This is a genomic window from Streptococcus sp. WM07 (assembly GCF_004570525.1).
In the GTDB taxonomy this organism is placed as follows: domain Bacteria; phylum Bacillota; class Bacilli; order Lactobacillales; family Streptococcaceae; genus Streptococcus.
The window spans coordinates 21,379-33,403 of record NZ_SPPZ01000009.1 but is presented as its reverse complement, the minus strand read 5'-3'; the positions used below and the strand labels follow the sequence as shown (position 1 = coordinate 33,403).

10 protein-coding genes are annotated in these 12,025 nt (G+C 45.2%); 6 read left to right on the top strand and 4 right to left on the bottom strand.

The window, feature by feature from the left end; all coding sequences use genetic code 11:
- On the top strand, nucleotides 1–342 hold a 342-nt coding region (locus E4T71_RS02300; protein WP_194181234.1), incomplete at its 5' end, for a transposase.
- Nucleotides 343–434: 92 nt separating this feature from the next.
- On the opposite strand, the gene pbp1b is transcribed toward E4T71_RS02300, so the two are convergent.
- Nucleotides 435–2,726: a penicillin-binding protein PBP1B gene (gene pbp1b / locus E4T71_RS02295; RefSeq protein WP_306766719.1), complete on the bottom strand. Its 2,292-nt coding sequence runs from the start codon at nucleotides 2,724–2,726 to the stop codon at nucleotides 435–437.
- A gap of 118 nt (nucleotides 2,727–2,844) precedes the next feature.
- On the opposite strand from pbp1b, the gene tyrS reads away from it, so the two are divergent.
- The 3 genes from tyrS (at nucleotide 2,845) to E4T71_RS02280 (ending at nucleotide 5,585) form a co-directional block, all read left to right on the top strand.
- Nucleotides 2,845–4,101: a tyrosine--tRNA ligase gene (tyrS, locus tag E4T71_RS02290; protein WP_135036263.1), complete on the top strand. Its 1,257-nt coding sequence runs from the start codon at nucleotides 2,845–2,847 to the stop codon at nucleotides 4,099–4,101.
- A 63-nt stretch (nucleotides 4,102–4,164) separates the two neighbouring features.
- The gene (locus tag E4T71_RS02285; RefSeq protein WP_135036260.1) at nucleotides 4,165–4,986 is read left to right on the top strand and encodes a putative RNA methyltransferase; all 822 of its coding nucleotides are present in this window, start codon (nucleotides 4,165–4,167) and stop codon (nucleotides 4,984–4,986) included.
- A gap of 11 nt (nucleotides 4,987–4,997) precedes the next feature.
- Nucleotides 4,998–5,585, top strand: coding sequence for a viroplasmin family protein (locus E4T71_RS02280; protein ID WP_135036256.1), 588 nt, complete (start codon nucleotides 4,998–5,000; stop codon nucleotides 5,583–5,585).
- Nucleotides 5,586–5,696: 111 nt separating this feature from the next.
- On the opposite strand, the gene E4T71_RS02275 is transcribed toward E4T71_RS02280, so the two are convergent.
- The 3 genes from E4T71_RS02275 to E4T71_RS02265 are packed head-to-tail and all read right to left on the bottom strand — an operon-like array spanning nucleotide 5,697 to nucleotide 8,580.
- Entirely contained in the window at nucleotides 5,697–5,906 is a 210-nt protein-coding gene (locus E4T71_RS02275) for a heavy metal-associated domain-containing protein (protein ID WP_135036252.1), read from the bottom strand.
- A gap of 10 nt (nucleotides 5,907–5,916) precedes the next feature.
- On the bottom strand, nucleotides 5,917–8,148 hold the full coding sequence (locus tag E4T71_RS02270; RefSeq protein ID WP_135036249.1) for a cation-translocating P-type ATPase: 2,232 nt from the start codon (nucleotides 8,146–8,148) through the stop codon (nucleotides 5,917–5,919).
- A gap of 6 nt (nucleotides 8,149–8,154) precedes the next feature.
- A complete protein-coding gene (locus tag E4T71_RS02265) occupies nucleotides 8,155–8,580 on the bottom strand; it encodes a CopY/TcrY family copper transport repressor (RefSeq protein ID WP_135036246.1) in 426 nt (141 codons plus the stop codon).
- A 322-nt stretch (nucleotides 8,581–8,902) separates the two neighbouring features.
- On the opposite strand from E4T71_RS02265, the gene treP reads away from it, so the two are divergent.
- Together treP and treC are read left to right on the top strand one after the other, a co-directional pair.
- Nucleotides 8,903–10,318 carry a PTS system trehalose-specific EIIBC component gene (gene treP, locus E4T71_RS02260; RefSeq protein ID WP_135036243.1) on the top strand — a complete coding sequence of 472 codons (1,416 nt, stop codon included), beginning with the start codon at nucleotides 8,903–8,905 and terminating at the stop codon, nucleotides 10,316–10,318.
- A gap of 57 nt (nucleotides 10,319–10,375) precedes the next feature.
- Nucleotides 10,376–12,022 (top strand): alpha,alpha-phosphotrehalase, encoded by a 1,647-nt coding sequence (gene treC, locus E4T71_RS02255; protein ID WP_135036240.1) that lies wholly within the window; start codon nucleotides 10,376–10,378, stop codon nucleotides 12,020–12,022.
- Nucleotides 12,023–12,025: the final 3 nt, after the last annotated feature.

Genomic DNA, 12,025 nt, shown 5'->3' with positions numbered 1-12,025 from the left:
TGTAATACGGCTTGGATGAATGAATTTTTACGACAACTGTCAGAAGCTTACCCTAACGACTATATTATTTTGGTGATGGATAATGCGGTTTGGCATAAATCACAGACATTGGATATTCCTAGCAATATTGAATTTACATTTATTCCACCTTATACACCAGAGATGAATCCGATTGAACAAGTTTGGGCAGAGATTCGGAAATTAGGATTTAAGAACAAAGCATTTAAATCATTGAATGACGTCATTGATCAGTTGCAAGAAGTTATCCAAAGCTTATCAACTACTCGCTTACGATCGATTGTCCATAGAGAATGGATATCTGCTAATTTTGATTCTGAATGAGTATAAAAATTCCTTTGATGAGGTGATGTCACAAAAAAGGCAGGATTCAAAACCCTGCCTCATATAACTATCGAATATTCCTGAGAGATCCTTTAGCGCCCTCCTTGAATAGAAGCCCAAGCTTGTCGATAATCTGCGTCACTTCCACCAATCGCAAAACGATAAGAAGTTACAGGCGCACCATTTACAGCCCAGTAACTGGTAGTAGTAGCACCGGACACTGTTATTTGACGACCATTGATATCAACCGTACCTGGTGCTTGGCCTGTTGAACGAAGGACAGTTGATCGAATAACATCTGGAGCCAATTCAAAGCGCTGCTCTGTTTTCCAAACTGTTGGATCCGCCTGATGTATGGCCTGAACCAATTGGGCCATGTATTGAGAATTATTATTGTAACCACTCATTGTCGACATCGGAGTATTATCATCATGACCTGTCCAACCTCCCAAAGTCGCCCCTGGTGTTGCTACCATCAGCCAAGCATCCATATAATCATCCGTAGTTCCCGTCTTACCAATCCAATCCGCTCCCGCTAAGGAAGGATTTAGACCTCCTAAACGACTCTTAAAGGTTGTTGTATCACCCGATTGGATAACACCACGTAACAATTCTTGCATAATTGTTGCAGTCGCTGCAGAAAATACCTGAACAGGCTGATTGGCACGTTCATAAACTCGATCCCCAGACTGAGTATCAATCGCAGCTACGAGATAACGTTCCTGGTACTGACCATTATTTGCCAACATTTGATAAGCATTCGTATGTCGATCAACGGATACCTCAATTCCACCACCAAGAGGGAGGCTTTCGATATTGTAATCAGCAATATCGTAATGCATCTTTTTCATGTAATCTTCAACATCCACACCACTTTCCCGCAGCATTCGATAAGCCCAGTAGGCAGGAATGTTTTCCGATTTATTAATCGCCTCTTGTAAGGGCATCATCGCTGTCCCACGGCTTCCCACGTGCATAATTGGCTGACCACTAGAATAATTTGTCGGATAATTGGACACAATGCTGGCACTTCCCATCATCCCTTGATCAATGGCTATGCCATACGGAAGAATAGATTTAATCGTCGATCCTGGAGATCTGACAGTCTCAAAAGCATGATTGTTCTGATTAGTCTCATAATCCCGACCTCCAACAAATCCAAGAACTGCTCCCGTTGCATTATCCAGAAGAACATTACCAACTTCAACCCGTCCAGTTCCATCGTCTAACACAGATCCATAGTTGGCAGCTGTTTCCTCCATTGCTTGGTGGACAGCTTTGTGAATCGTGGTATGGATAACATAGCCCCCACTGTGTAGCTCTTTTGCAGCCAGTTCTTGATAAGCAGCTACGGTTGACTCATTTTTCAAATCCCGTTCACTCACCTTATCCCGCTCAATCAGGTAACTGTACATCGCTTTTTGAGCCTCAGCTACAGCGGTATAGTAAAGATAATTATGGGTTTCCCCTTCCGTTGGCTGACCTGGCCTAAAGTCTGCTTGGAGATCATAGTCTAAAGCTTCTTGGTACTCTGCCTCTGAGATTTTTCCAGTTCGGTACATATTGTAAAGAACATTTTTTTGCCGCTCTAGTCCTAGCGTCTGATTCTCTTCGGTTTTTAGTGTTCCATCAGCCGCATAAGGGGAATAGACAATAGGGCTCTGAGGAAGTCCTGCTATAAAAGCTGACTGAGGAAGATTGAGATCACTTGCGCTTTTCCCAAAAATTCCCTGAGCTGCCTCTTCAACCCCTGCTATATTTTGACCCTTATAATTTCTCCCAAAAGGCGCAATATTGAGATAAGCCATCAGAATATCTTCCTTGGACATAGACTCCTCCAAGGCCAAGGCATCTAAAATTTCTGCCGCTTTCCGAGAAAAGGTCGGTGCATCTCCAACAACTTGCTGTTTGATCAACTGCTGAGTCAGAGTAGAACCCCCACTCGAACTACCAAGACCGACAACAGATCCCAAAGTTGCCCGAATAACAGCCTTAGGAACAATCCCATCATGGTCATAGAAGTTCTCATCTTCTGTTGCAATCACAGCATCCTGGACTGAGGCGGACACCTTATCTAAAGTAATGGGGGTCCGCAAAAGATCACTATCAACCTTTTCAATCAAACTCCCGTCAGCATAACGCAACTCGGATTGACCGGCTACTCGCGTCACTTGCTGAACTAACTCATTTCCCTCTAGAACTTGTGCCGTTTGAAAAAGACTAACCGCATATCCCAAACCCACGCCGACACCTAGTACCAGAAACCCCCAGAAAAAAACCAGCAAGACCTTTAGCAGGAGATACTGTACCTGAAAGACTGTTCCCACACTATCCTTCCAGGTCCACGCCTCCTCTTCCCTATTCCTCTTAGCTTTGTGCTTCACAATGTCTATCTCCTTTTTTACGTTAATCCCAATTATAGCAAAATGCCCTCGCTCTTTTCAATTATCCCTTATTTTGTTAAACTGTAGTAAGAAAAATGAAACAAAAAAGGAGTCAGACATGCACATTTTTGATGAGCTGAAAGAAAGGGGCTTGGTCTTCCAAACAACGGATGAAGAAGCTCTTCGCAAAGCGCTAGAGGAAGGACAAGTCTCTTACTATACAGGTTATGACCCTACCGCTGACAGCTTGCACTTAGGCCACTTAGTAGCGATTCTCACCAGCCGTCGCTTGCAATTAGCTGGGCACAAACCCTATGCCTTGGTTGGTGGTGCAACTGGACTCATTGGTGACCCATCCTTCAAGGATGCCGAACGCAGCCTACAAACCAAAGAAACCGTTGACGGCTGGGTAACAAAAATCCAAGGACAACTCTCCCGTTTCTTAGACTTCGACAATGGTGCCAACAAGGCAGAAATGGTCAACAACTATGACTGGTTTGGCAGCGTTAGCTTCATTGACTTCCTCCGGGATATCGGAAAGTACTTCACTGTGAATTACATGATGAGCAAGGATTCGGTTAAATCCCGGATTGAAACTGGAATTTCCTATACCGAATTTGCCTACCAGATCATGCAAGGCTACGACTTCTACACTCTCAACCAAGAACGCAATGTGACCCTCCAAATTGGAGGAAGTGACCAGTGGGGCAACATGACTGCTGGAACTGAATTGCTTCGCCGCAAGGCTAATACAACTGGCCATGTTCTCACCGTTCCATTGATTACTGATGCTAACGGTAAAAAATTCGGTAAATCCGAAGGAAACGCTGTTTGGTTAGATGCTAGCAAAACCAGTCCTTATGAAATGTACCAGTTCTGGCTTAATGTCTTGGATGACGATGCTGTTCGCTTCTTGAAAATCTTCACTTTCCTTTCATTAGAGGAAATCGCAGAGATTGAAAAAGAGTTCTTAGCAGCTCCACACCAACGACTAGCCCAAAAAATTCTGGCTAAAGAAGTAGTTTCCCTCGTTCACGGCCAAGCAGCCTATGAACAAGCCCTCAAAATCACCGAAAGCCTTTTCTCTGGAAATATCCAAGAACTTTCTGTTTCCGAACTACTGCAAGGGTTAGGCGATGTGCCAAACTACCAAGTAACTGGTCAAGATAGCTTGAATCTGGTTGATATCTTGGTGACAGCTGGCATTTCCCCATCCAAACGCCAAGCTCGTGAAGATGTGACGAATGGCGCTATCTACATCAACGGTGAACGTATCCAAGACTTGGACTACCAGCTAGATAACAAGGACCGCCTCGAAGACCAACTCACTGTTATCCGTCGCGGTAAGAAAAAATATTCTATTCTAACATACTAGACTTCACAAAGGCTAGGACCCAGTTTTGGGCCCTGGCCTTTTCCAACCAAAGGAGACTACTCTATGCTGCCACCCAAACTTCAACGATTTACAGATTCTTCCCTCCTCTTTATCTGCCCCCACTGCCATCAAACCTTACACCTTCAGGAACGCAGTCTAGTCTGTGAGAATCGCCATAGTTTCGACTTAGCCAAGCAAGGTTATATCAATTTAGCTCCCCAGGCCAAGACCTCTCAGCACTACCAGAAAAACTCCTTTTTAGCTCGCCAAACAATCCTGGAAGCTGGACTCTATGACCATATCCTAGAAGGCCTGACTCAGCAAATCGAGAAACTGCAGCCACGATCCATCTTAGATGTCGCCTGTGGTGAAGGCTTCTACAGCCGACATCTGGAAAATAGCTATTCTAGTAACTATTATGCCTTTGACTTGTCCAAAGACTCCATCCTTCTCGCCAGCAAGACGGATAGCCACCAACACATCAAATGGTTTGTGGCAGACCTAGCCAAGATTCCCTTAGAAAATCACAGTCTCGATTTGATTTTGGATGTCTTTTCTCCAGCTAACTATCAAGAGTTTCAGCGGTTATTACAGCCCCAAGGGACAGTCCTCAAGGTTATTCCAGGATCTCAACATTTGATTGAAATTCGAAAGATTCTGGGCAAAGAAGCCTATCAGCCCGAGGACATTGATCACCACCTCAAAGAACAGATGCAAATCCTAGACCAGAAAGAGCTAACCGCCACCTATTCTCTAACACCCCAGCTCCGAGAAGCTTTATTAGAGATGACCCCACTGCTCCAACAAGTAAATCTCACAGACTTTGACTGGACCAAGCTGACTCACATCACCATTTCCGCAACCCTCTACCAAGCTCGCTTTTAGAAAGGACGCTTATGAAATTTTACGCAGTCAAAAAAGGACGCCAACCAGGAATCTACACCAGCTGGCCCGAAGCGCAACAACAAGTTCAAGGCTTCTCAGGTGCACAATATAAATCCTTCACCAGCCAAGAAGAGGCTATTGTCTACATAGAGGACAAAACCCAAGCACCCATCGCCTCTGACCAACTTCAAGCCTATGTGGACGGCTCCTACGATAAACGGAATCAGGCATACGGTTCCGGCGTCTCCTTTATCTTGAACGGAAAAGAGATCGAAAGTCTTTCCTTTGCTGGAGATCGTGATATCTTCCTTGAATCTCACCAAGTGGCTGGGGAATGCCTAGCCAGCCTAGCCGCTATCAAGTGGGCTGTTCTCAACGACTATCCCAGCATCACTATTTATTACGATTACCAAGGTATCGAATCCTGGGCCACCGGCGACTGGAAAACCAATAAGGCCATCTCCCAAGCCTACAAAAAAGAGTTTGACCGCTACTCCCCACTCATTCAAATCCACTTCCGTAAAGTCCACGCCCACAGTGGTGATCCCCTCAATGATCGTGCCGATCAGCTAGCTAAAGCGGCTTTGGGGATAGGATAACAAAAGACAAAACTAGGTTTGCTAAAGCAATTAGAAAATAGCTTCAAACAAGCTCCCCATAAGCACTCACACAAAAACGCCGTCTCCCAAAAAAGGAACGGCGTTTTTGTGTTAACGAACAGATTCAACCTTGTAGGGCAAGGGGCCTAGAACTTCTTGATAGGCCTGAGCCTGATAGACTGTATTGGTTGTCACTTGGGCTAGCTGTTGATCCAGATCAATAGTCACGGATTCTACACCTACCAGTTTTGAGAGGGCTGCTGTGGTATGTTTAACGCAATTTTGGCAGGATAATCCTGCTAATTGAACAGTTTGTTTCATGTTTTCTCCTTTATTTCCAGCGTAAGCGAAGGGCGTTCAAGACAACAGATACAGAGGACAAGCTCATAGCTAAGCCAGCTAACATAGGATTCAAGAGAGGACCTCCGAAGATGTAAAGAAGTCCCATGGCAATTGGAATACCAATGATATTGTAGATAAAGGCCCAGAAGAGGTTTTCTTTAATGATTCCAAGTGTAGCTCGACTAAGGGTAACCGCATCGACTAAACTGAGCAAATCACCTTGGAGAAGAACCAAATCAGCAGCATCCATGGCAATATCTGTTCCAGTTCCCATGGCAATCCCGACCTCAGCTTGAACTAGAGCTGGAGCATCATTAATACCGTCGCCAACCATGGCTACGAGTTTTCCTTGCTCTTGATAGGCAGCAACTTGAGCAGCCTTATCCTGTGGAAGTACCTGAGCCACAACTTGGGTAATTCCCACTTCTTTGGCAATAGCTTGGGCAGTTGCTTCTTTATCACCTGTCAAAAGAACAACTTCCAAATCACGTTTTTTCAATTGTCTAATCGCCTCGCGGCTAGTCTCCTTAATAGGATCCGAAACCGCTAGAGCCGCTAATAGAATTCCCTCACGCGCCAACAAGAGAGTCGTTTTTCCAGCACTTTCCCAAGACTGTAAATCCAACTCATGCGGAATGACAACACCCTGCTCTTCTAAGTAGCGACTAGTTCCAACCAAGATCCGTTGCCCGTCAACCTGAGCCACAATGCCACGCCCGACATGGGCTTGAAAGTCATAGGCAGCCCGCAAAGCAATCCCCTCTTCTTCAGCCGCCTGCACAAATGCTTGAGCAATTGGGTGCTCACTATGACTTTCGGCGGAAGCTAGAAGAGCCAAAACCTCTGCTCGTGACTCCTCTGTCCAAAGCTCTAAATCTGTCAACTTCATCTGACCAGCTGTGACAGTCCCTGTCTTATCCAACAGTACCGTCTGAATCTGAGCCAAACTTTCCAAAGCCGGACCGGATTTAAGCAGCACACCTTTTTGAGCACCCCGCCCAGTCGCCACCATCATCGCTGTCGGTGTCGCTAAGCCTAAGGCACAAGGACAGGCAATCACCAAGACTGCTATAAAAATCGACAAGGCAAATTCCAGATCTGCCCCACCCAAGAAATACCAAGCTAAACTCGCTAATAAGGCACCTACCAAGACCAGCGGTACAAAATAACGAGCCAAGCGGTCTGCCAAGGCGGCAATCGGCGCTTTTTGTGCCTGGGCCTCTTCGACCAAGGTAATAATTTGAGCCAGCAGAGTTGCTCCTCCCACTTGAGTAACTTGGTAATCCACACTACCGCTTTGATTGAGACTTCCCGCCCAAACCGACTGACCAGCTTCCTTATAAACAGGAAGACTTTCCCCCGTCATCATGGATTCGTCCACATAACCACTGCCTGCTAGGACAATTCCATCCACCGGGAAACTATCTCCAGGAAAGACCCGTACCCGATCTCCGACCTTCAAATCCTTGGTCGCAACGATTTCTGGCCCTGCAGTCCCGATACGTGTCGCTTCTTGGGGTGCTAACTGACTAAGTCCTTGCAGAGCACGAGAAGTCTCTTGCTTGGCCCTTGCCTCTAAATATTTCCCTAAGAAAACAAAGAAAATAATGGTTGCGGCCGACTCAAAATAGAGATGGTGGGCAAAATGGTCTTGTCCCTGCAAAACCTGCCAAGTTCCATAGGTCGAATAGAGATAGGCAGCACCTGTTCCCAAGGCAATCAAACTATCCATATTGGGATGCCCCTGAAAAAGATTGCGCAGACCACGTTGGTAAAAACCGTGCCCTAAATAAAGAACGACCGTTGTCAAAAGGAACTGGACCAGGACAAAAGGAGCCCCTTGCGCTAAAAAACTTGGAAGAGGCAAGCCCCACATGGAGCCCATAGCAATATAGAGTAAGGGCAGTGTCAACAAGGCGGTCCCTAGCAAACGCCGACGCTCAGCCTCCAATCGAATTTCCTTGTCTTCCTCTTGAGACTGGCGTTGCTCGGCATCCCACTCTAACTGCTGCTCTACTAAATCATATCCCAGACCAGACACCGCTGCCTCCAAGACACTAGCTTGAAAATCCCCTGTCGTTCTCAGAGTCAATTTTTCAGTTGCTAAGTTAACCTGCGCCTCTTCAACTCCCTCCTGCTGCCCCGCAACAGCTTCCACCGTTAAGGCACAGGAAGCACAGGTCATGCCTGAAACTTGGTACAAACGTTCTTCCATCTTCATCTCCTTCTAAGCATGACAATCACATTGCCCCGGCAAACAAGAACAAGCCACTTGAGTCGGTGCTGTTTCCTTGACTGTCTCCGCCCAAGCTACTAGATTCTCCAAGTCAGACTGAGTCAGTTGGGCCTGCTTCAAAAGAGCCAATAAATGCTCCCCATGCTTGGTCTGACACTGATTGTCCAACCACTCTTGCCCCATCTTCTCTAACTCCTGCTGCTCACTCGTCACAGCTCGATAAACAAAGCGTTTGCCTTCCGCTTGAGCCTCAATCAAGCCCTTATCCTTGAGCCTAGTCAAAAGAGTCTTGACGGTGCTGGGTTTCCACTCAAAATCCGCTTGCAGGTAGTCAATAATCTGACTACTGCCACTGTCTGGATGAGCCCAGAGAACCCGCATTACCTGCCATTCTGCAGTCGACATGATTCCTTTCATAGCGTTTACCTCTTTTTTGTTTACACTTGTAGTCTATATTTGAAGTTTACATTTGTAGACTCAATTTGTCAAGCCCTTTGACTATATTTTTAGGAGGTCTCCTCTACTCTTTCTATGTTCAAGAAAAGAAAGTCCATCTCCTCCTTCTAGCAGCAATCTTTTTAACGATCGGTTTTGTTGACTAATGACTCACCCCCTGCTGGAATCATCCCAGTAGGGGGCTTTTTTATAAACTTTTTCCACATGAACCCTTGACAAGTATAGACAAGTCTACTATAATTTGTCTATACAAGTTTAAAAAACGCTTTCAAAAGGAGAAGTTATGAAAAACGATGTTTCTAAAATCGTTCAAGCCATTGGTGGCAAGGACAACATCAACAGTGTAACCCACTGTGTGACCCGTCTTCGTTTTATTCTAAAAGATGAAGGGCAGGTAGATGAGTCTGCTCTCGATCAAATTGATTTGGTTAAGGGACAGTTCTCTGCCAATGGTCAGTATCAAGTTATCATTGGTCCTGGTATTGTTGACAAAGCTTACGATGAACTGGTAGCGCAAACAGGAGCACAGGCTGTATCTAAAGAAGAAGCTAAGGAACAGGCTGCTCAAGATTTGAATCCTCTTCAAAAATTGGTAAAATTGTTGGGTGACGTTTTTGTTCCAATTCTACCAGCTATCATTTCTTCTGGTTTGCTTTTGGGGATTAACAATGTCCTTACCCAACCTGGAATTTTTGGAGCACAATCCATTGTTGAAATGTATCCTGGATTCGCTGGATTTGCTGGTATTGTTAACTTTATCGCGGCAACTTCCTTCATCTTTATCCCAGCTCTTGTTGGTTGGTCAGCAATGACCCGTTTCGGTGGTTCACCACTCTTGGGAATCGTACTTGGTTTGGTTCTTTGCCATCCAGGATTGACTTCGCAATATGCCTTGTTTGATGTCAATACTGGCGGACTTGCAGAAATTCCAACATGGGATCTCTTCGGTATTCCCGTTCAACAAATGAACTACCAAGCTCAAGTTTTACCATCTCTCTTTGCAGCCTTTATCTTGGCTAATGTTGAACAGTGGTTAAACAAACGTGTTCCAGATAGCTTGAAACTCTTAGTGGTTGCTCCTGTCTCACTCTTGATTACTGGTTTCCTTGCCTTCACTGTCATTGGTCCTGTAACCATGTGGTTGGCAACACAAATCACAAATGTCATGATGGCTATCTTTAGTACAGCTGGCTGGTTGGGAGGTCTCATCTATGGTACCTTCTATGCTCCACTTGTCATCACTGGTATGCACCACATGTTCCTACCAGTTGACCTCCAATTGGTTGCATCTGAAAATGGTACTTTCTTGTGGCCAATCCTTGTGATGTCTAATGTCGCTCAAGGATCTGCTGCTCTTGCCATGATGTTGATTTTCCGTAAAAATAAAGATAACAAAAACGAAAGCATGGCCCTCACTTCTGCCATCTCTGCATGGTTGGGAGTTACAGAACCAGCTATCTTCGGGGTAACCCTTCGCCATAAGGCCGCCTTCCTAGCAGCTATGGTTTCAGCCGGAATTGCCGGAGCCCTTCTAGGTTCTGTACCAGTTCTTGCCAATTCTGTTGGTATCGGTGGTATCCCTGGTATCCTTTCCATCGTTCCACAATATTGGGGTATTTTCGCCCTTGGATTAGCAATTGTAATCGCTCTTCCAATCGTTCTAACATTTGTCTTCATTCGCTTTGAGAAAAAAGACTAAGATTTTTAGGGGTGGGTTTCAAGAAACCCCACCCCTTTTGATTAGAAAGGTATTTTCATGAAAGATTCATTATTTTCCAAAGTTGTTTACCAAATCTATCCTAAATCCTTCAAGGACAGCAACGGGGATGGTTTCGGGGATTTACCCGGCATTATTGAAAAACTTCCTTATTTGAAAAAGTTAGGAGTCGACATTCTCTGGCTTAACCCTTTCTATGTGTCTCCTCAAAATGACAATGGTTATGACATCGCAGACTACAGGGCCATCGACCCTCGCTTCGGAACTATGGAAAACTTTGAAGCATTAGCCCGCCAAGCCAAAGAACTCGGTATGGGAATCATGTTAGATATGGTTCTCAACCACACTTCAACGGAACATGAATGGTTCCAAAAAGCTTTAGCTGGTGATGAGAAATATCAAGCCTACTACTACATCCGAGAACCTAAGACAGATGGCAGCCTACCAACCAACTGGCAATCAAAATTCGGTGGCCCAGCTTGGCAACCTTTCGGAGATACTGGCAAGTACTACATGAATCTCTATGATAAAACCCAGGCGGATCTGGATTGGCACAATCCAGAAGTCCGCAAGGAGCTCTACGATGTTGTCAATTTCTGGCGGGAAAAAGGAGCTTCTGGTTTCCGCTTTGACGTCATCAACGTCATTGGAAAAGATGAAGTCCTTGTCGACTCTATCAATGAACAACAAGAAAAAGCCCTCTACACCGATACCCCAATTGTCCACGACTACTTGCAGGAAATGAATCAAGCGAGTTTTGGACAAGATTCAGATATCGTAACGGTTGGCGAGATGTCCTCAACCACCATTGACAACTGTATCCTTTACACCAGACCAGACCGTCATGAGCTATCAATGACCTTTAGTTTTCACCATCTCAAAGTTGACTATAAAGATGGTGACAAATGGCAAAATCAGGCGATGGACTTCGCAGAATTAAAACGAATTCTCAATGACTGGCAAGTAGGAATGGATCAAGGTGGTGGCTGCAATGCAGTCTTCTGGAACAACCATGACCAACCTCGTGCCCTAACCCGCTTCACCAATGACCAAGAGTATCGGGAAGAATCCGCAAAAATGTTGGCCCAAACTATCCACATGATGAAAGGGGTTCCTTACATCTATATGGGTGAAGAAATCGGAATGACTGATCCCGGATTTACCAGCATGGATCAATACAAGGATATTGAAAGTATCAATGCTTACCAAATGCTCTTGGATCGTGGTTTGAGTGAAGCGGAAGCTTTGAACGTTATCCAAGTCAAATCCCGTGATAACAGCCGCACACCAATCCAATGGAATGACCAAACCAATGCAGGTTTCTCAACTGGTCAACCATGGCTAGAGGTGGCTGCGAACTATAAAGATATCAATGTCGAAAAAGAGTTAGCCGAAGGTAGTATTTTTAGCTACTACCAAGACTTAATCCGTCTTCGAAAAGAATTAGCTATTATTCAAGAAGGAACCTACCAGCCTCTCCTAACCGACCACCCACAGGTTTTTGCTTATAAGCGTCAATTGGGCGATCAAGAATTGATTGTTTTCAATAACTTCTATGATCAATCGACCACTGTCTCAATGGAAGGTACAGACTATAAGTATCTCCTTGGAAACTATGGCGAGCGAGAAGCTGAACAGTCCTTGGAACTCCGTCCATTTGAGACGGTAGCTTTCCTTAGTCGTTAGCCT